An 18,752-nucleotide genomic window follows, 5' to 3' on the forward strand; every position below is an offset into this window, starting at 1 on the left:
TTAAATTTTTTGGAGAGATACGCAAATGTCTGCTTCGTTTCCATTAGCGAAACTTACCTTTTTAATCGCTATATTGACTGCCGTGGGTCAAATGACCCAGACAATGTACGTGCCTTCAATCGGTCATATGGCGGGCGAGTTTTTGGTATCTGCGTCATCACTTCAAGCTGTGATGGCTTGTTACCTAATCCCATATGGCTTGTCGCAATTTGCGTATGGCACACTATCGGACCGCTTGGGACGCAAACCGATCATCATCGTCGGGCTGCTTATCTACATCGCGGGTACACTGGTAGCATTATTTGCACATCAATTTGAATGGTTCTTGATTGGTAGCTTTATCCAAGGCTTAGGTATTGGCTGCGGCGGTGCGATGTCACGCACTCTGACTCGCGATTGCTTTGAAGGCTCTGATCTACACAGAGCAAACAGCTTAATTAGCATGTGTGTGATTTTCTCACCATTAATGGCACCAGTATTAGGCGGTTACCTAACAGAAGCTTTCGGATGGCGGTCGAGCTACTTGTTCTTAGCGCTATTTGCTATCGCGGTTGTGATCACCATGATGACAAGCATGATGGAGACGCTACCAAAAGAGAAACGCAAATTCGAACCAGTAGCCAAAAGCTACAAACACGTTTTGTCTGACCGTCGCTTTCAAGGCTTTTTGATTTGCCTGGTTGCAACATTCGCTGGTGTGGGTGTATTCGAAGCAGCGGCTGGGGTGTTGTTGGGTGGGGTATTAGAATTACCTGCAACAACGGTAAGTTTGCTGTTTATATTGCCGATCCCAGGTTACTTGGTGGGCGCAGGCTTATCTAGCTACATCGCAAGACGTCGCTCTGAGCGTCGTGCTTTAAACGTAGGCTTGGTCTCTATTTTTGTAGGCTCTGCTATTGTGCTCATCCCAGGCTTGTTTGGTTTAACCACGGCATTAACGCTAGTTGGAGGCGCAACCGTGTACTTTTTGGGTGCGGGCATTCTCTTCCCAGCAGCAACAACTGGAGCGATTGCGCCATTCCCATACCATGCAGGAACAGCAGGCGCGACATTGGGTGGTATGCAAAACTTGGGGGCAGGTGTCGCAACTTTGCTCGCGTCACTATTTCCAGCGCATAACCAGATGCCTTTGGGCATTTTGATGATGGCAATGTCGGTAATTGCAATGCTTGGGCTAATGTGGGTGAATCGAGCACACAATCACTCAAACGAAGTACCGCAAGTTATCTGATCATTATCAGCTTACTTTCAAAATCCAAAAGGGACACACTCAACAAGTGTGTCCCTTTTTTCATATCACACTATATCGATTTCCCGATGAGAATGATTTAACTTTCGAATTGATATTTGTTAAAAATAACAGCTGCTTACACAATGTGTTTTCAGCTCCCTTCAAATTGAGTATCCAACTCGGAAATATTGAGGATTCTCACTTTTTCGGTATACCCCATAACAAAGAATGGACAACTGAAAACCACTGACAAAATGAAAGCCCAGCCCTCAGGATGAGGCCACTTGGGTGTACAATAAGGATAAAATCAGATGCGTTTCACTTTAGCTACGTTGGCCGTCTCGGTCGCGCTTGTCGCCGGATGCAGCAATCAAGGAATCCCCAGCATGACTCAATACTCCCAAACACAGATCGTTGCTCAACAAACTCAAGCTCCGGTTGCGAAAAAAGTCCCTCACGCGATGACTATTCATGGCGATACCCGCGTTGATAACTACTACTGGATGCGTGACGACGAACGTAAAGACCCTGAAATTTTACAGCACCTAGAGAAAGAAAATCAGTACGCAGAAACCGTTCTAAATCACACTGAAACACTTCAAGATACGCTATTTGAAGAAATTAAAGGGCGCGTCGCAAAAGACGACAACTCAGTACCGGTTCGTAAAGGCAACTACTTCTACTCCAGTGAAGTGACCGGAGATAACGAGTACGAAGTCCATTTGCGAGCTAAAGACTTTGCAGGCAAAGACAAACAAATCATTTTAGATGTCAATGAACTAGCAAAAGAACATGAATTTTTCAGTATCGGCGGCCTATACGTTAGTCCGAATGAAAACTTATTGGCGTATGGCGAAGACACATTAAGCCGCCGCGTGTACACCCTTAAGATCAAAGACCTGACAACAGGCAATTACCTACAAGATGAAATCGAAGGGGCCTCAAGCGCTGTCGCATGGCAGAACGATAACAACGCCTTTTACTACATCAAAAAAGATCCACAGACCTTATTGGGCTACCAAGTTTATCGTCATGTATTGGGCACACCACAAAGCAGCGATGAGCTGATTTTTGAGGAAACCGACAGCGCCTATTACACCTCACTAAGCAAAAGCAAAGATGGCGAAGATATTTATATCTGGCATTCGAGTACAGAAACCAGTGGGGTCTCTATCATTGATGCGAACAACCCTAAAGCAAAGGCGAAACCGTTCTATCCTCGTGAAGATGGCATTGAATACAGTATTTCTAAGCTAGGCGATTGGTACTACATTTATACTAACTATCAAGCCGTCAACTTCCGTTTGATGAAAGTTCATCAAAATGACATGCATGACCGCTCTAAATGGCAAGATGTGATTGCCGCAGACGACAACACTCAACTTGTCGACTTCGAGTTATTCGATGATCACATCGTCTATGAGCAGCGCTCTAACGGCCTAGCAAGCGTCACTGTACGTCAGCTTTCAACAGGAAAAGAATTCCCCCTCACATTTAATGACGATGCGTTTGCTGCCTATTTGACAGGTAACCTAGAGCTGGATAACGAGAAAGTTCGTATTTATTACAGCAGTTTAACCACTCCAGGAACCTACTACGATTTCGATCTAAAAACGGGCGGGTCAGAAATCATGAAGCAAACACCTGTACTTGGTGATTTTAATCCTGACAATTACCAATCAGAACGCATCATGGTCACAGCCCGTGACGGTAAAGAAGTACCCGTTTCTTTGGTGTATCGTAAAGACTTATTTAAGAAAGATGGTACGAATCCACTCTACCAATATGGTTATGGATCTTATGGCGCAACCATTGAGCCAACTTTCCGCTCGACACGTTTGAGTCTATTGGATCGCGGCTTTGTTTACGCCATTGCTCATATTCGTGGATCTGAAATGCTTGGCCGCCCTTGGTATGAAGACGGTAAAAAACTAACCAAGCAAAACACATTCAACGACTTTATTGATGTTACTAAAGGTTTGGTTGAACAAGGCTACGGCGCGAAAGATAAAGTCTTCGCTGTTGGTGGCTCTGCAGGAGGTCTCTTAATGGGGGCTATCATCAACCAAGCACCAGAACTGTACCGCGGTATCGGTGCACATGTTCCGTTTGTGGACGTGGTAACCACCATGCTCGATGAATCGATTCCATTGACCACCAATGAGTATGATGAATGGGGTAACCCAAATAACAAAACATACTATGACTATATGTTGAGTTACTCGCCTTACGACAACATCAAGGCGCAAAACTACCCGAACATGTTAGTAACGACTGGCTTGCACGACTCTCAAGTACAGTACTTTGAACCAATGAAGTGGGTCGCCAAACTTCGTGAAATGAAGACAGACGATAACGTCTTGTTATTCAAAACCGATATGGAAGCCGGACACGGCGGCGCATCTGGTCGATTTAAGCGCTTAAAAGAAGATGCGCTAGAGTATGCCTTCTTCCTCGATTTACTCGATAAAAAATAAGCGTATTAATAGAACTGCATCTCTTCTAACAACAAAAATGCCCGCAAGTTGCGGGCATTTTTTATAGACGCACTCTCTAAACAAAGAGTGGGGTTACCTAAGCACAGAATGACTAGCGTCTCTTATAGCCAAAGGATAGCAGAAAGAAAAACGCCTACTCACAACGAGTAGGCGTTAACACAATAAATGTGTTTAGGCAGTAGAAACTGGCCTATTTATTAGAAGTAGTAACGAGCACCTAGAGTCCAGTAGTCGTTCTCTTCATTGTTGTAGTCGTTACCTAGATCAAACTGGTAAGCTGCAAACGTTACGAAAGCAGGAGTTACAGCGTACTCTGCTTGTAGCGCAGTTTCGCTTGAAACTGTCTTATTGTCTTCTTCGTCTTCTACGCCTTCGTAGTTAACGCTGAATGTCCAATCGTTTACGCCGTATGCCAAAAGAGCTTCAAGTTGAGAAGTGTCTTTACGCATTTGGTAGAAGTACTCGTTCATACCGTATACTACTGCTGCGTATAGACCTGAACCGTACTGACCGTAGTTTACAGAGAATAGGTGTGATTCAGCGTTCTTAGTACCTAGAGTCGCGTTTTTAACATCACCACCGCTGTATACGTAGCCTAGACCAAAGCCAGCTACAGAACCGCTCAATGCAACTTGACCACGTTGCTCGTATGTTGTTGCATCTGAAGTTTGCTCACCTTGCCAACCTAGACCTAGGTTGAAAGCAAAACCTTCACCAAATTCAAAACCTTTACGGTAGCTAAGCATTTTATCAGCACGAGCTGAGCCTAGGTTGCCGTGGTTGTCGTACAAAAAGTCGTTCGCAAACGCGATTGGTAGATCCGCAACGCCAGCGACATCGTAGTAAGGTGACCATTGAGTACCTGCTACTAAACGGCCAAACTGCTCATGAGTAGCACCGATGTAACCTAGACGAGTTTTGAACGATTGCTCGCCACCGTTTAGGTAGTTAAGCGCCCATTCACCTTTAGCGTCGATAGTAATACCGTTGCCAATGTCTTTCTTACCCGCAACGTTAATACGTGGAGACACTTGGTGAACTTTTACATCTTCTTCGAAATACTCACCCACGCCAACTGAAACGTGACCGCCGATCGATAAAGATGTACCATCGCTGTTGTAAACTTCTGCTGCGAAGGCCTGTGAACCACATGCTAGTGCCGCCACTGCAACGGCTAGAGTTTTCATTTTCATTGTTAACATCCGTATAGTTGTTTGTACCGGTTCGCTTAGAAACAGATTAAATCCGAATCAATCGCAACGAACACATAACAAAGTAGTAATGAAATAGAAATGAAACAAACACTTTCTTATGCAACCAGTGGTATTAATGCTCACATTTTGAACTGAGTCACAAAAAAATAGGGAACTTTTCATTCCCCATCATAAAATCTGTGGCTTTTTACGTGTCACATCTCCCAACGTGCGAGTGGCTTCTCAGTTTTGATACCCTTACTGCCCCAGCGGTCAATAACATCAATTTGCAGTATGCGGCTCGGTTTAATAAGCGATGTCAAGGTTTTCGACGGTCGTTTATCCGTCACTAACCATAGCGTTTTATCTTGTTCAAACTGAGCTTTTAAAGATAATTTGTCTTCTTCTGTCCACTCGAGTTCCGGCTTAAATTCGCGCCCAACCACAAACAATTGGTTGCCAGAGGCAAAGTCCTCTAATGACTCACTCATCAGTACCACTGAATCGATGCCTTTATCGAAGATCTCTGCCTGTTGTTGGTTGATCAGTTCACGCACATTGAGCATAAGAGCCTGTTGATTCGTTTGAATAGCCTTTTGGTGTTCAGGATATACACGTTGTAGATCCTCTCCAACAATGCCCGCCATTCGGATTAAGTTTGTAGGGTTCAGCCATGCGTACTTCGATGTTGACCCGTTTTCCAATGTCAGTACTGCAACTCCTTGAGCTCTAGGAGAAATGGCCTGCGATGCATCGATTTCAATCAAGTGAATGTTGCCCTGTCGAGCGTAAACATAAGTCGGGTCTTGTTTCCAAATCGCACCAAGAGTAACAGCAACCGTCGCGGCTTGACCCGCTTGCTTAACTTGCTCTGTACCTTTATTTGCGAACCAGTTCTCAAGACGCTCAACGCCGTAACGCTTTGGAGGCAGATACTGAGTCTCTATCCCTGTACCTTTCATGAGTTGCTCAGACAACATGTACGTGACGGGAGTGCTGGTTAAAATGTCTTTGGCGCTTGCCAACGATGGAAGTGTCGTCGCTATAACCAAACCAAAAGTTATCGCTAATTTTTTTATCTTCATGTTCATTACTTTATAAAAAGAGTTACGCTTTTTGGATAATTCGGTAAACCGTTGCTGTTAGGAAAAATGCCGCAGAAACAATGATGATGGATGCGCCTGATGGCACTGGTAGCTCAAGCTCCATCGGCAGTATGGTTCCTATTAAACACGCAATGGTTGCCAATAAAGAAGAAAGGAGAACAAAACTGCCCATGCGTTTAGTCAATAACCGAGCCGTTGCACCAGGAATCAGTAGCAATGCACCAACCAATACCGCGCCAATAATCTTTACCGCGGCGATGGTGACCAAGGTGATCATCATGACAAACAAGTAATCATAAAAGCTGGTATTAAAGCCGCGTACACGTGCAATATCCGGGCTGATACAAGTTAGCAAAATGCGGTTAAACGTTGGAATAAGAAGCAGTAATATGATCAAACAACTGATCGCTAAAATAAGGATATCGTTGTCCGTCACAGTCAAGATCGAGCCAAACAACACGTTCTCCAACATGTGAATGTTGATCTTACGAGCAACGTACATTAACAGCGCAGCACCAACCGCTAACGCTAATGCAAGAAAAACCCCAACCAGTGTGTCGTAAGGTACATTCGTACGATTACGAACAAAGTGAAGCAACAGCGCAAAAATCATACAAAAGCTAAACAATCCGATGATCGGATTCTCTGGCGGCTCACCGAGCAACACACCAATCGCGATTCCGGTAAGCGCAGCATGCCCAACCGCTTCAGAGAAAAAAGCCAGTCGCTTGGCGATGACTAATGTACCAAGACCACCAAGTAATGGTCCTAATATCAGCGCTGCCACAATTGCGTTTACCATGAAGGCATAAGAAAAGCTATCGCTTAACCATCCAGCTTCAACGCCGCTAACCGCTAACTCTCGCAACCAATCCATTATGCAGCCTCCACTTTTGCTGTGTAGTGCTTGAATAATGTTTCTATACGATCAGGGCTTAGCACATCTGAATGGTGACCTGACGCCACAATTTGACGATTTACGACATGGACCTGCGCATCTAAACGGCGCACGGCGGTCACGTCATGATGTACTGCCAGCACCGTTTTGCCTTCTCCAACGACTTCATGAATCAAACCTTCAAGATATCGAACACCTTGCTCATCCATGCCAGTTGTAGGTTCGTCTAAAACCAATAAATTGGGCTCATCCAGTAAAGCTTGCGCAAACAAAACACGCTGTTGCTCACCGCCAGAGAGTTGCCCCATACGACGGTCGCTACGCGTTGCCATACCCACGCGATCCAGCTGGGCCAGGGCATGTTGAGTTTGTTTCGTTTTACGTCGCCAAAATAGAGGGATACGAGTTTGGTTAAGCAGTACAAAATCCATCACGGTTAACGGGAGGCTTGCTTCAAACATCGCTTTTTGTGGCACATACCCTATCTTCCCCGATGCAGCTGATGGTTCTGGCCAATTGAGCGCTATGTTTCCCGAAAATGGCGTGAGTCCAAGTACCGAACGAAGCAAAGAGGTTTTACCACCACCGTTCGGTCCCATAATCACGTGACATTTCGCGTTCTCGAATTCGACGCTGATGTTCTGCAAAATGATATTGTCGGCGTATTTTAGGCCCACGTTACTTAAGGAAACGGAAGGTCCAGTCATTACGCCTTTTCCCCTGCTCGCTTACTCGCCACAAATTTCATGGCTTCGATTAGTGTTTCCACATTATCTCGCATCTCAACCTCGACTTTATCGGCCTCATACTCACCGTGAGTCATGTGAGAAAAGCGATAAAGCTGCACCCCAGTCGCCTCTTCGATGGTATCAACAAAGCGATTCGGCATATTGAGCTCATAAAACAGAACATCAATGCCCGATTCACGAATTTTCTCTATCGTTTCCTGTAGCTGACTTGCACTTGGTTCTACACCATGAGCAGGCTCAATGACAGCGGCAACGTCAACACCAAACTCCTGAAGGATATATCCGTAAGCATTGTGGGTTGTCGCCACCTTCATACCAGCCGTGTCCAACTCACCAAGAGACAACATTGCATCACGCTTCATCAGGCGAAATGTTTTCGCGTATTTACGGGCATTTTGGCGATAGAACGCAGCATTGTCTGGGTCCAATTGGCTTAGCTCACTCGCGATGGTGTAAACCTTTTGAATGGTTGTTGATAGACCGACAAAGGTGTGAGGGTTCACTGCTCCTTGACCAACAGACTGCCCCATAGCGGGCAATAAAGGCACTTCTTTGTTCGCTTCGATAACCACGAGATCATCACGCTGAGAAGCCTTGATCACTTTCAGTGCAAAATCGTCATGACCAATACCATTGATCACTATTACGTCCATTTCATTTAAGCGTTTAAGATCATTAGGTTGTGGTAAATAGTTGTGAGGATTAAAACCAGCATCAACCAAAGGAATGATGTTCGCCTTGTCATCAACAACAGCTTTAACATAGCTGTAATAAGGTTGTAGCGTAATACCAATACTGAGTTTTTCGGCAGCAAAGCCTGTAGAAGACACCGCCAATAACGCGGTGGCTGTAAGAATACGACGTAAAAGAGAGCGTTTGATCATAGTACTTATCAATTATGTTGTCTTAATGGGCGTGAGAGTGGGAAGAAGAGCCTGACAGAACGATTTGTTTCCAGCCGAAATCGTGGCGTTTAGCTAGATCGCTTAGTCCCTCCACATTTAACGAACGGCTAGAATCATTAAACCAAATATCAGCTTGAGAACTGCGGCTATCCAACAGCATGGAAGCAGAGCCTTGGGCACTGGTCTTCGCGCCAATGTAGACACCGTCATCAATTCGTTGCCACTGATGAGAACCTTTACGCTTCCAGTTTTGGTCTTTCACGAATGGAGCAATCCAAAGCGCCTCCATGTCAGAGACCTCAGGCCAAGTTCCAGTTTCTAGCTGCAAATCACGAATCTCTTCATGAGCGAGCTTAAGCTCAGCGATCAACCCCAACTCATTTTGATGTAAATCCGTGATTAACACTTGATGAGACTGCATGTCTGGCTTTTCAGTCGCGACCTGATGGTAGGGCATAAGTATGGCTGCTGAACTGAGAATTGCTGCGATTGTCAGTGCGACCCACTTTCCTTCTCGGTTACCATCATCAGGGCGAACTTTCTGTACACTCATTTCTCTTTCAGCTCAACGATATCCACTTCCACCGGGCTTTCATGTCCGGCATCAAATACCAAATAGAAATCTGTTTCAGGGTGAGTAAATTCTGCGATGGAACGCTTATCTGTTTTTTCTTTGGCGATCAGATTGTCGTCGTAATCGTACATTTCGACATCGTAGTCGACCGCTGTCGATCCATCCGAGTAGCCCGCTTCACAAATCACTTTATCTTGCGCCAAGTGACAGCTCATCAGAGGAAAATGTGCAGCAGCGTGAAAGGACGCAAATCCAGAAAAAAGCAAAACAGCTTTTAGAAGAGAAGTGTTATTCATGATAATTCCAAAATGGCCCAGCAATTGCTGAGCCTAATTCGATTAGTTAAGTTGAGTTTCAAACGTAAGATGAACATTGGCACTCGCTTTATCCGCCAATGGATTATCTTTTAATTCACCTTTGTAGTTCGCTTTCATTAAGTAGCGCCCAGCGACTTCTGGCGTGAAGATCACTTTGCCATCTTTATCGCTCACCACATCGATTTGTTCTTGATGGTTTCGGTACATGGTACCTTCACGTGTAATCTCAGCAGTAACGCCCTCTTGTGGCTCTCCGTTAAAGAAAAACTGGAAAGTCACAGGCTCACCTTCAATGATGTCCGATGGATGCGTGATCGGTTTCATCTCCAGCATTTTGCCTTCAATCTCCAACGCTTTGTCCGTTGGCATACCAACCGTAATGTAGCTTTCTGCTCGGGTGTAACTTAGTTGAGTAACCACATCACGCGCTTGCTCAGGAAGCACGTCACCACGCTCAGCTTTGTTTGCTCGCGCCCATTTCACCGTATCACGACGGCCCGCTTTGTATTGTGTGTAGTAGCTCGGCTGATTATTAATCGCGACTTTGTGCGTGCCTTCTTCTGTAAAAAAGAAATCAAACATAGAGCGACGCTTGCCACGAACAACAAAGTTAGGCCGCTCAGAGCGGCCATCCGGCATCACCACAAATGCCTGATCACTACCCGCAGGCTTATCAAAAACAAACGTTCCGTGAGAGGCAGTAACATCAAATGTCAGCCAGTCACCGCCTTCTTTAGAAACCGTAAAGTGAGAGGGCAGAACCCAACGTGGATGTGCTTGTGCGGTGGTGGTTACAGCCAATCCCATTGCCATTACACTCGCCAATGCCACTGCTTTCATTTTGGTTTTCATTGTTGTGTCCTTTAATCACTTAACTTGATAATTGACGGTGATGACACCCGTCTCTTGTGTTGGTTTAAGCTCATAGCGCACGTCACTGTCCGCTAGCGTTATTTTTTGACGTAAGTAGTTTCGCCCACCGTGTTCACGAACGACCTCGACGTACAACGTGTAATTTCCTTGTTCCAAACGCTCCCCTGCGTCATTGGTTCCATCCCAGACAAAGCGGTATTGACCAGCAGGACGTGTTGCAGAAGTCACCGCATCAACAAGTTCACGATCATAACGACCCGCTTTTCTCCACCAGCTGCGTAGATCTTTTAACCATTCGTCTTTCCCTACCCATAACTGGATGGTTTTAACCGGTTTACGCTGATCGTTTTCAACCCAAACCGCCACATAAGGGCGTGCATACATTGAGGTATCTATCTTTGGAAGTTCGAGTTCGAAGTCGACCTTCGCGTTATCTGGTAGAGGCGCCGCGGAAAGAGAGAAAGGAGTAAAAGCCGCGATCAAAGCGGCTTTACAAAAGTGATTACGGCGGAAAAATCTTCCTGTGTTCAACATAAGTGTTCTCTAAAAAAGCTGTTATGGAACAGCAACAAAATAAATTACGAGCGACAGTAACGTACCAAAGCTCATCCATTGCATTGACGTTCTGAGCGTCTTCTTCTTAGGCAGTAACAAGCACACGCCTGTAAGAACAAAAAACACCATCAAAAGCGCAGTGACGTCGATAAACCACTTCCAAATCCCACCACTGTTGCGTCCTTTATGTAGATCGTTCAGCAGCGCAACAATACCGTAGTGCGTCGTTTCGACGTCTGCTGCACCAGTAGTCATATCAATAAAGACCGTAGCGTTATAACCCGGGCCTTTAAAATCCATAGAAAGCTCTCCGAGTAACAACTCACCTTGCTCAACTTCGGTATACACATCTAGTGCGGAGGGAGTGCCGCGAAGCTCGGTTTCTTTAGTCAAGAAAGCCACCAGCCCTTCACGATTAGGTTGAAAGGTATCTGAATGTGAGAATAAAACTGAGTGCGGAACCGTCAGAGTATGTTGTTGAATGATAGGTTCACTGCGTTCAAACAATTCGGGGCGATTGAGGGTAATACCAGTTACTGCAAAAAACAGCGTAACTAAGAGAAGAGCCATCGAAATATAGATATGTAGGCGGCGAGCCCAAGTTTGAACACCTTTGCTTTTAAGCAACATAGAAACAATCATCACCAATAAATGTGGGGCATAATTTAGGTGATAATCATTCGTATTGGCATTTAATTTACATTGTTTACTTTAAACAAAAAAATACCCGAGACTGAGCTCGGGTATTTAATAAAAATGTTCGCTATGAGTTCTGCGTCGATTCTACTTTGCGTAGCTGAGATAGATACTTAACCCAACTTTTTGCCTGATTAGACGGCTTAATCTCATTCGCTCTTTTGGCGTTAGCGAGCGCATCGTCAAACCGCTTAAGTTTGTAGTAAGCGCGAGTTTTGATAAGTGCAACATCCGCTTTACGACCTCTGACATTATCGAGCGCGGCAATGGCATCTTTATAATGGCCTTCTTGCACCAACAGTTGAGAATAGTTCCAGTAATACTGCCTATCTAGCTGAGCTGCAATACGCCAGCTATCAATAGATTCTTCCCACTCTTTTGCCATTTGCCAATACGTTGCTTGCTGAGCTTTTAGCTTACTATTCGAGTTTACATCCTCTAGCTCGTTCATCACCAACGCAGCTCTCTCAGGAATACCTCGTTTCGCGTACAATTGTGCCAGCAGCTTTAAGTCATCTTGGCTAAGTTGTAACCCTTTCAGTTTTGCCAACGCCAAAGAGTCTAGGGCACGTTTGTTGTCATCAACCCGTAGATATAGAGCAACAAGCTGACGCCACCATTCAATTCGCTCAGGTTCAATCACGATTAAGCGTTTGATGGTCGAGATTGCCGGCTTCCACTTTTTCAGTTCTAGCTCAGCAGAAAGCTTTATCGACAATGCGCCAAGCTTGTCTGGCTGACCAAACTTCTCATAACGAGCCATTGCTGAAAGCACTTTTTGCCACTGACTCAGTTGATAATGAGATTGGGAAATACGTAGCCATAGCTCATGCGCTTTTTGACCTTTAGGAATGTTTTTGCTCAAGGCATAGTAATGAGGTAACGCCTTAGAAAAACGTTGCTCGTTCAGCAGTATATCAGCCAACATTTTTCGGGTTTGCCATGATTGCTCATCTTGTAGCAAACCACTATTGACTGCCAACTCAAGTTGCTTAATCGCCGCTTGAGTTTGCTCATTCTGCCAGTAAAAAATACCCAACATTCGAGCGACATAAGCTTGGTCATATCCACGAGAAAGCTCCATAGCTTCAAGAGATGAAATCGCTTCTTTCAGTTTCTCTTCTTGAGCCAAGTTGTATGCTCGTTGAACTCTCGCTGCGGTGTATTGGCTTAACTCACTGGCAATGGTTGAGAGTGCACTCAGGCTTAATACCGTACCGATTAAGAATTTTTTCATCATTTGGCTAACTTGAACTCCACTTTAGCGGTTTGTCCGAACTGCTCAATTGACACACCATCCTCAACTTTTGGCTGATACTTCCATTTTTTAAGCGCACGGATTGCTTCTCTTTCAAACATGCGCTCGGGCTCAGCCTCGATCACTTCAATATCTTTTGGTCGTCCAGTTGCATCGATCGTGAAACGCATAATGACATAACCTTCCACTCTACGTTTCAGCGCCTTACTTGGATAGCGAGGATCAACACGATACAACGGCAGTGCTTGCTGGTTGCCCATTGTTCCCTTCAAGTTTGGGGCGCTAATCGCGATGCCTTCAAGGGCTGTGTTTAAACCTAAAGCACTGACTGGCGTCATCTGACTCATTGGTTCCATTTGAGTGTCAGATTGAGACAGATCCATTGGCTCCGGCGCTTGAGGTGGTTCTGGTTGCTCCGGCACTGAACGTTGACGACGCTGCACGTCTGCTTCATTCTCTACCATCACCATATCAAAACGAACGGCTTCTGAAGCTTCTGGTGCACGCTGGTTGCCTTTATCAACCATCCACGCCATAAAGCTAAACAAGCTCACAGAAATTAACAGTGATGCTGGTAGTGCAAGTAACAGCCTGCCCATTAAGGTTTCTCCGCCGCCAATGCAATGTTCTTCACACCCGCCGCCTTTGCAGCGTCCATCACTTTCACGACAGTGCCATTGTAAGCATGCTCGTCAGCTTGGATAACTAACGAAGCATCAGGTTGATCAAGTAACAGGTGCTCAATAGAGGCCTCAACACGCTCAATATCAACCACTCGTTTGTCAATGTACACATCATTCGCTGCCGTTACTGCGATAAAAATGCCCGCGTCTTTTTGACTTACTACATTAGAAGCCTGGGGGCGATTCACTTCTACACCGGATTCACGTACAAACGAACTGGTCACAATGAAGAAGATCAACATGATGAAGACGATATCAAGCATCGAGGTTAAATCGACTTGAGCTTCATCTTGTTGGTTAGGTCTGCGTCCGAGTCTCACTTTTGACTCCTTAAAGATTGTTCTAACTGGATAGCTTTTCGTTCACACACTTTGCTAAGGCGAGCATGAATAAACATGCCCGCAAGCGCTGCTACCATACCTGCCATGGTTGGCAGCGTAGCAAGTGAGATACCAGAAGCCATCAATTTCGGATTGCTGCTGCCTTGCGATGCCATTACGTCAAACACCGTAATCATGCCTGTCACCGTCCCTAACAACCCTAGCATTGGGCAAACCGCCACAAGTAGCTTAATAGTCGATAGGTTTTGGCGTAGTTCGATTTGCGCTTTTGCAATCCATCCTTCACGGATTTGATGCGCGTACCAAGAGTGGTGCTCTGATCTTGCGTGCCACTGCTCACAAAGCTGTTTTTTTACCCCAGGGAAAACCGTTGTGAGATAAATAACTCGCTCCATAACCAACAGCCAGCACACCGCCACGACGGCGGCCAGCCACCATAGGATTTGACCACCTTGCTGCATAAAGCTCATCAAGGTTGTGGCCCAATCCTCACTGATCAAACCCAATGTGCTGAGTAGGATCTGCTCCATTACGCTGCGTTCTCCGCTAAGGTGTTAGAGTGACTTTTGTTATTCGGCATATCACGCTCAGCTTGTTCTGCAACTAAACCGATGCCTTGTTTTTCTAAGATACTGCGAATATTTTCTGCTTGAGAGCTCAATACGTTGTGCGCTAATAGCAAAGGCATGGCTGAAACAAGGCCAAGTACGGTAGTCACAAGTGCCATCGAAATGCCACCCGCCATTACTTTCGGATCACCATTACCAAATTGAGTGATGACTTGGAAGGTTTCGATCATACCCGTTACCGTGCCTAGTAGGCCAAGCATAGGAGCTAGAGCAGCAAGAAGCTTAAGCATCGACAACCCTTTTTCTAGGTGGGTTTGCTCATCAACAACGGCTTCCAAAAGACGTAGTTCTAACGCTTCTACGCTGCGATGCTTGTCTTTCTGGTATACCGCAAGCACGCGACCCAAAGGGTTGTTTCCTGGCTGCGCTGGGGTTTTCAGTTGCTTCATGATTTTCTGGCGCGAAATCATCAAAGATGCACCACGTACGAGCGCAATCAATAGGCCGATAGCCAATAAACCAAGGATGATTTTGCCGACAACGCCACCCGCATTTAGGCGATCAGCCAAAGTCGGTGAGTTTGCGAGCTGCTCAAGAAGAATGCCACGTGACGGATCTATGACAAGCGCATCAATGTCACCAGAGGAAATAGTATTCGCTGTTGGACCGCTTTCAGGCTGACGAAGATAGTTTACCGCATCTCCGCGTTGACCATTCCACTTAACGTAGCCAGTGTCATCCAGCAGCGCCATAGAACCAAGACGAACACCACTAACCGTTTGTTCACGACCCTCGCCATTTAGCAGTGTGAAAGAGACGTTTGCCATTTCACCGCTTGCTTTGATTTGTTCTTCCATGCTGCGCCACATCGCCTGAAGTTGGGTCAACGTTGGCAGTGATTTAGCCGCAACAATAGCATCGATATCTTTCTGATATGAGTTTGCATCTACACCGGTTACTGAGCTTTTTAGCTCAGACTCTAGCTCTTTTGCGTTCTGGCGAACGACGCCAAATAACTCACCTAGGCTCCCGGTTTCTAGACGCAACTTTTCTTCTAGCTGTGCCAGTTCTGCTTCATTTTCACCGAAGGTAATACTTAATGAGTCCGCCTCTGCTTGAAGAGCAGCACGCTCTGCCACCAATTTATTCTTTATAGCCTGTAGGTCTTGCTCTGTTTGCTTAAAACCTGATTCACGCGCGACATTGTGCGATTGCTGTTGACGATTTTCTTGCTGCGCCTTTTGTAACAACGCATCACTAGCAAAAGTTGTATAAGGCATTAATGCGGCTGTCGAGATTAATGCAACCGATAACCATTTTTTCATCATTTATTTGCCCTCCGCAGCGGTTAACGACACTGGCAGAGTTAACATACTCGGCGCGATCTGTTTATTCGCCATAGCGAACGCTTTGTCTAGCTCTGATTTTTGCTCAGAACCCACTTGTTGCCATGCTTGTTGTTGCTGTGACCAGCTCCAAAATGTGTCACCAGATAAGCTACGCGCTACCAAAGACAAACGGCCTAAATAGAGAATGTCCGCCTCCACAGCTTCATTGTCACCCAGGTTAATCTTGCCTTGGTAAACGCCAAGCTTGGTGCCGTAATCCATTTCAATTTGGTACGCTTCTAAAATACGACGAAACTTCTCTGCATCCGCAACGTCTGCACGCGTCATCATGGAATCCAGCTTTGCAATTCGCTCCTCACGTTGCGCTTTGCGTATAGGCTTGTCGTTAGCGACGAGCACTTTTAAGCCCTCAAGCATGTGATACATTAAAGGCACGACACCTTGACGAGTTTGAGCAATCTGTTCAATTTGCTCGTTCAAGCTATCAACTTCTTGATTTTGGCTCTCAACAAGGCTTGCAAGATGATCGCGATAAATCTTCAAGTTACCGACTTCTTCTTGCAGCTGCTCAATTTCAGCTTCTAGAGTAAGTGATTTTTCTGCGCTTGCATCAATACGTTTTTGGCTTACCGCCGACGACTGGTTTGTTTTACTCTGCACAGCTTGTGCATCGTTTAAGTTCGCCGCGTGAGCGGGAATCAAAACCGATGATATCAACAGAGCGATACTTGATTTCATTAGATTCATACGAGTTATATTTCTGTGTTCCAAAAACGACCAAAGGGGAAGACTACCCTTCCCCTTTAATAATCAAATTGTTATCAGTACTTGAACTGGATTGTTGCCATGTAGTTGCGGCTTTCTCCAACCACAACCCCACTCGCACCTTTTTGCTCGCCATTCGTGCTACCACCACCTGCGAAGTAGTCGGTATCGAATAAATTCTCGACATTGAATCGAGCAATGATATCCAAGTTTTCATCGTACTTATGTTTGTATGACACGCCCATATCAACGCGAGCGTAGCCATCTTTCTTGAAGGTGTTCTTTGCATCACCGTAGCGATCACCTTCATAAATCAAACCAAGGTTTAAGTTAGTGTTGTCTTGAACCTTGTAGCTAGACCATAGACTTGCCGAGAACTCTGGCACGTCTACAGGGCGGTTACCTTCATATCTTTCTGCCTTCTTAAGCTCTGCATCCAAATACATTGCAGAAGCGGTTAGCGACAACTCTGGGGTCACAAAACCTTGAGCCATTAACTCAGCACCTTTGTGAACTTGCTCACCACCTTGCGTTTTCTTGTGTAGGAGATTGCCGCCCGCGTCTTTGCCGCTTTCAACATCCAGCGAGATGTTCTCTAACGTGATATCAAACACTGCACCAGATACAAATAAGCGCTGATCAAACAGTTCCCACTTAGTTCCGATCTCGTAAGAGATACCACGCTCTGCGTCTAGCTTCTCACCATCATTGATATACTTTTTGCCACGACCACTGCTGACTTCACCTTGCGGCATAAAGCTTTCAGAGTACTGAACGTAAACCGAGCCATTCGTCGCTGGGTGGAAAATTACACCAAATTTTGGAGAAACCTGGTTTTCGGTCAGGTCATCATCACGCTTTTCGTCATAACGAACACCTGCAAGCACTTGCCAGTAATCATTAATCGTCATCATATTTTGCGCGTAGATACCCCAAGTATCGTGCTCGCTTGTGGACTGTTTAACTTTCCCAGAGTAGCCAGGACGAGGCACTGTCTGACCGGCTTCTATACTTATAGGGTTGTAATACTTTTGGAAACGGTCATAGGTATACTCTAGATAGTTCGCACCTACCAAAAACGTGTTATCTGTACCAAACAGAGAAAAGTCCGTCGTCACATCTATATATGCAGTATCAAACACCCAATTATCTTTGCGTTCGTTACCAGAATGGTCGATCTTAGTATCTTGGTCATAAGTTTCGAAACCTGGGTAAGACTCCACATCAAAACGCTTAAAGTCTTGACGGTTGTAACCTGCTTTTACGTTCACGTTATCCGTGACTTGCGCATTAATATCGACACCGTAGTTTTCTACTTCGTTATCAATTTCAGACCACTGCGCATCCCAAATGTACTTATCACCGCGAACCGCTTTGCCATCAACAATGTATGCGCCAGAGTCCACGCTACCGTCGTCTTTCGTGCGATCGTAATGAGCCGATACCATAAAGTTGTCTGTGATATCGTACTCAACCACTAGGCCAGCTACCGTACGATCTGTTTTAGGCTCAGTGCCATCACCGTACCTGCGCCAAGAGCCGTAGCTTTCTTTGGCAAAAATTGCGCGCGCTCGCAGTGTCTCTGCATCATTTAGCGCGCCACTCACATCAAGCACAGTGCGTGAGTGATCATTCGAACCTAGATCTTGACTCAAACTTGCTTGTGTTTGAGTTGTTGGTTTTTTCGAAACCATGTTTACCAAACCACCCGGCTCAGATTTACCGTATAGCAGACCTGATGGACCTTTAAGCACTTCAACACGCTCTAAAAGCTCAATTGGCTGACGGTAGTGTGACCAGTGTTGACGACCATCACGAAGAAAACCGTCTGAACTGCTAAGTTCAAAACCACGTAGAGAGAAACGTTCGCGGTTACGGCTTGTACCACCCGCGCTAACACTTGCATCGTTACGTAGCACTTCACCAAGTGTACTTGCACGCTGCTCATCAATTACCGTTTCATCGATAACCGCTACTTGTCCCGGCGTTTCCAGCTGCGTCATTTCCATGCGCATTGCTGTACTGTTTGTATCTGCCTTGTAGCCAAACTCTCGACCTTCTACAACTACATGTTCGTCTGTTTGAACTTCCGCCACTGCAGGTGTTGCTAACACTGCACCGATCACTAACGCCAAATGGCTCTTAGTAAACATATCCTTTCACTCCGATTATTATTTTTCGGGTCACATACT

Annotated in this window: 19 protein-coding genes; 2 read left to right on the top strand and 17 right to left on the bottom strand. The window is 45.6% G+C overall.

Annotated features, from left to right (window positions below; translation table 11 throughout):
• The first annotated feature begins 25 nt into the window (after positions 1–25).
• On the top strand, positions 26–1,231 hold the full coding sequence (gene emrD, locus R7E51_RS02285; RefSeq protein WP_005374234.1) for a multidrug efflux MFS transporter EmrD: 1,206 nt from the start codon (positions 26–28) through the stop codon (positions 1,229–1,231).
• Positions 1,232–1,542: 311 nt separating this feature from the next.
• Entirely contained in the window at positions 1,543–3,708 is a 2,166-nt protein-coding gene (locus R7E51_RS02290) for a S9 family peptidase (protein WP_206957417.1), read from the top strand.
• A gap of 218 nt (positions 3,709–3,926) precedes the next feature.
• Here R7E51_RS02290 and R7E51_RS02295 read toward each other — a convergent pair whose 3' ends face one another.
• The 17 genes from R7E51_RS02295 to R7E51_RS02375 form a co-directional block, all read right to left on the bottom strand.
• Entirely contained in the window at positions 3,927–4,922 is a 996-nt protein-coding gene (locus tag R7E51_RS02295; RefSeq protein WP_017635534.1) for a porin, read from the bottom strand.
• A 215-nt stretch (positions 4,923–5,137) separates the two neighbouring features.
• Positions 5,138–6,007, bottom strand: coding sequence for a metal ABC transporter solute-binding protein, Zn/Mn family (locus R7E51_RS02300; RefSeq protein WP_053307119.1), 870 nt, complete (start codon positions 6,005–6,007; stop codon positions 5,138–5,140).
• Positions 6,008–6,029: 22 nt separating this feature from the next.
• A complete protein-coding gene (locus R7E51_RS02305) occupies positions 6,030–6,905 on the bottom strand; it encodes a metal ABC transporter permease (RefSeq protein ID WP_005374244.1) in 876 nt (291 codons plus the stop codon).
• On the bottom strand, positions 6,905–7,633 hold the full coding sequence (locus R7E51_RS02310; RefSeq protein WP_206957414.1) for a metal ABC transporter ATP-binding protein: 729 nt from the start codon (positions 7,631–7,633) through the stop codon (positions 6,905–6,907). Before R7E51_RS02310 ends, R7E51_RS02305 begins: the two co-directional genes overlap by 1 nt.
• Positions 7,633–8,559: a metal ABC transporter solute-binding protein, Zn/Mn family gene (locus R7E51_RS02315; RefSeq protein WP_206957412.1), complete on the bottom strand. Its 927-nt coding sequence runs from the start codon at positions 8,557–8,559 to the stop codon at positions 7,633–7,635. Before R7E51_RS02315 ends, R7E51_RS02310 begins: the two co-directional genes overlap by 1 nt.
• Before the next feature lie 22 nt (positions 8,560–8,581).
• Positions 8,582–9,133 carry a DUF6162 family protein gene (locus R7E51_RS02320; RefSeq protein ID WP_149192199.1) on the bottom strand — a complete coding sequence of 184 codons (552 nt, stop codon included), beginning with the start codon at positions 9,131–9,133 and terminating at the stop codon, positions 8,582–8,584.
• The gene (locus R7E51_RS02325; RefSeq protein ID WP_005374251.1) at positions 9,130–9,450 is read right to left on the bottom strand and encodes a hypothetical protein; all 321 of its coding nucleotides are present in this window, start codon (positions 9,448–9,450) and stop codon (positions 9,130–9,132) included. The genes R7E51_RS02320 and R7E51_RS02325 overlap by 4 nt, the downstream gene beginning before the upstream one ends.
• Before the next feature lie 42 nt (positions 9,451–9,492).
• Positions 9,493–10,323, bottom strand: a complete 831-nt coding sequence (locus tag R7E51_RS02330; RefSeq protein ID WP_005374252.1) for a DUF4198 domain-containing protein — start codon at positions 10,321–10,323, stop codon at positions 9,493–9,495.
• Between the two features lie 15 nt (positions 10,324–10,338).
• Complete coding sequence (locus R7E51_RS02335) at positions 10,339–10,878, bottom strand: DUF2271 domain-containing protein (protein WP_017635538.1); 540 nt, start codon at positions 10,876–10,878, stop codon at positions 10,339–10,341.
• Between the two features lie 21 nt (positions 10,879–10,899).
• The gene (locus tag R7E51_RS02340) at positions 10,900–11,529 is read right to left on the bottom strand and encodes a PepSY-associated TM helix domain-containing protein (RefSeq protein ID WP_005374254.1); all 630 of its coding nucleotides are present in this window, start codon (positions 11,527–11,529) and stop codon (positions 10,900–10,902) included.
• Between the two features lie 133 nt (positions 11,530–11,662).
• Positions 11,663–12,835 (bottom strand): tetratricopeptide repeat protein, encoded by a 1,173-nt coding sequence (locus R7E51_RS02345; protein ID WP_017819710.1) that lies wholly within the window; start codon positions 12,833–12,835, stop codon positions 11,663–11,665.
• On the bottom strand, positions 12,832–13,452 hold the full coding sequence (locus R7E51_RS02350) for an energy transducer TonB (protein ID WP_017819709.1): 621 nt from the start codon (positions 13,450–13,452) through the stop codon (positions 12,832–12,834). The genes R7E51_RS02345 and R7E51_RS02350 overlap by 4 nt, the downstream gene beginning before the upstream one ends.
• Positions 13,452–13,856, bottom strand: a complete 405-nt coding sequence (locus R7E51_RS02355) for an ExbD/TolR family protein (RefSeq protein WP_005374257.1) — start codon at positions 13,854–13,856, stop codon at positions 13,452–13,454. Before R7E51_RS02355 ends, R7E51_RS02350 begins: the two co-directional genes overlap by 1 nt.
• Positions 13,853–14,407: a MotA/TolQ/ExbB proton channel family protein gene (locus R7E51_RS02360; protein WP_017819708.1), complete on the bottom strand. Its 555-nt coding sequence runs from the start codon at positions 14,405–14,407 to the stop codon at positions 13,853–13,855. Before R7E51_RS02360 ends, R7E51_RS02355 begins: the two co-directional genes overlap by 4 nt.
• Positions 14,407–15,774, bottom strand: a complete 1,368-nt coding sequence (locus tag R7E51_RS02365) for a MotA/TolQ/ExbB proton channel family protein (RefSeq protein WP_017819707.1) — start codon at positions 15,772–15,774, stop codon at positions 14,407–14,409. The genes R7E51_RS02360 and R7E51_RS02365 overlap by 1 nt, the downstream gene beginning before the upstream one ends.
• Positions 15,775–16,542, bottom strand: a complete 768-nt coding sequence (locus tag R7E51_RS02370) for a DUF3450 domain-containing protein (protein ID WP_005374260.1) — start codon at positions 16,540–16,542, stop codon at positions 15,775–15,777.
• A 74-nt stretch (positions 16,543–16,616) separates the two neighbouring features.
• Complete coding sequence (locus R7E51_RS02375; RefSeq protein WP_206957410.1) at positions 16,617–18,713, bottom strand: TonB-dependent siderophore receptor; 2,097 nt, start codon at positions 18,711–18,713, stop codon at positions 16,617–16,619.
• Positions 18,714–18,752: the final 39 nt, after the last annotated feature.

The organism is Vibrio sp. Vb1166, assembly GCF_033338695.1.
GTDB classification, from domain to species: Bacteria; Pseudomonadota; Gammaproteobacteria; order Enterobacterales; family Vibrionaceae; genus Vibrio; species Vibrio alginolyticus.

What these genes read in the sequence shown, in the direction of transcription:
- R7E51_RS02335 (WP_017635538.1), bottom strand. Translation starts at nt 10,878, where the DNA reads ATGTTGAACACAGGAAGATTTTTCCGCCGTAATCACTTTTGTAAAGCC.
- R7E51_RS02375 (WP_206957410.1), bottom strand. Translation starts at nt 18,713, where the DNA reads ATGTTTACTAAGAGCCATTTGGCGTTAGTGATCGGTGCAGTGTTAGCA.
- R7E51_RS02340 (WP_005374254.1), bottom strand. Translation starts at nt 11,529, where the DNA reads ATGTTGCTTAAAAGCAAAGGTGTTCAAACTTGGGCTCGCCGCCTACAT.
- R7E51_RS02310 (WP_206957414.1), bottom strand. Translation starts at nt 7,633, where the DNA reads ATGACTGGACCTTCCGTTTCCTTAAGTAACGTGGGCCTAAAATACGCC.
- R7E51_RS02325 (WP_005374251.1), bottom strand. Translation starts at nt 9,450, where the DNA reads ATGAATAACACTTCTCTTCTAAAAGCTGTTTTGCTTTTTTCTGGATTT.
- R7E51_RS02290 (WP_206957417.1), top strand. Translation starts at nt 1,543, where the DNA reads ATGCGTTTCACTTTAGCTACGTTGGCCGTCTCGGTCGCGCTTGTCGCC.
- R7E51_RS02360 (WP_017819708.1), bottom strand. Translation starts at nt 14,407, where the DNA reads ATGGAGCAGATCCTACTCAGCACATTGGGTTTGATCAGTGAGGATTGG.
- R7E51_RS02300 (WP_053307119.1), bottom strand. Translation starts at nt 6,007, where the DNA reads ATGAAGATAAAAAAATTAGCGATAACTTTTGGTTTGGTTATAGCGACG.
- emrD (WP_005374234.1), top strand. Translation starts at nt 26, where the DNA reads ATGTCTGCTTCGTTTCCATTAGCGAAACTTACCTTTTTAATCGCTATA.
- R7E51_RS02305 (WP_005374244.1), bottom strand. Translation starts at nt 6,905, where the DNA reads ATGGATTGGTTGCGAGAGTTAGCGGTTAGCGGCGTTGAAGCTGGATGG.
- R7E51_RS02295 (WP_017635534.1), bottom strand. Translation starts at nt 4,922, where the DNA reads ATGAAAATGAAAACTCTAGCCGTTGCAGTGGCGGCACTAGCATGTGGT.
- R7E51_RS02350 (WP_017819709.1), bottom strand. Translation starts at nt 13,452, where the DNA reads ATGGGCAGGCTGTTACTTGCACTACCAGCATCACTGTTAATTTCTGTG.
- R7E51_RS02345 (WP_017819710.1), bottom strand. Translation starts at nt 12,835, where the DNA reads ATGATGAAAAAATTCTTAATCGGTACGGTATTAAGCCTGAGTGCACTC.
- R7E51_RS02365 (WP_017819707.1), bottom strand. Translation starts at nt 15,774, where the DNA reads ATGATGAAAAAATGGTTATCGGTTGCATTAATCTCGACAGCCGCATTA.
- R7E51_RS02320 (WP_149192199.1), bottom strand. Translation starts at nt 9,133, where the DNA reads ATGAGTGTACAGAAAGTTCGCCCTGATGATGGTAACCGAGAAGGAAAG.
- R7E51_RS02330 (WP_005374252.1), bottom strand. Translation starts at nt 10,323, where the DNA reads ATGAAAACCAAAATGAAAGCAGTGGCATTGGCGAGTGTAATGGCAATG.
- R7E51_RS02370 (WP_005374260.1), bottom strand. Translation starts at nt 16,542, where the DNA reads ATGAATCTAATGAAATCAAGTATCGCTCTGTTGATATCATCGGTTTTG.
- R7E51_RS02315 (WP_206957412.1), bottom strand. Translation starts at nt 8,559, where the DNA reads ATGATCAAACGCTCTCTTTTACGTCGTATTCTTACAGCCACCGCGTTA.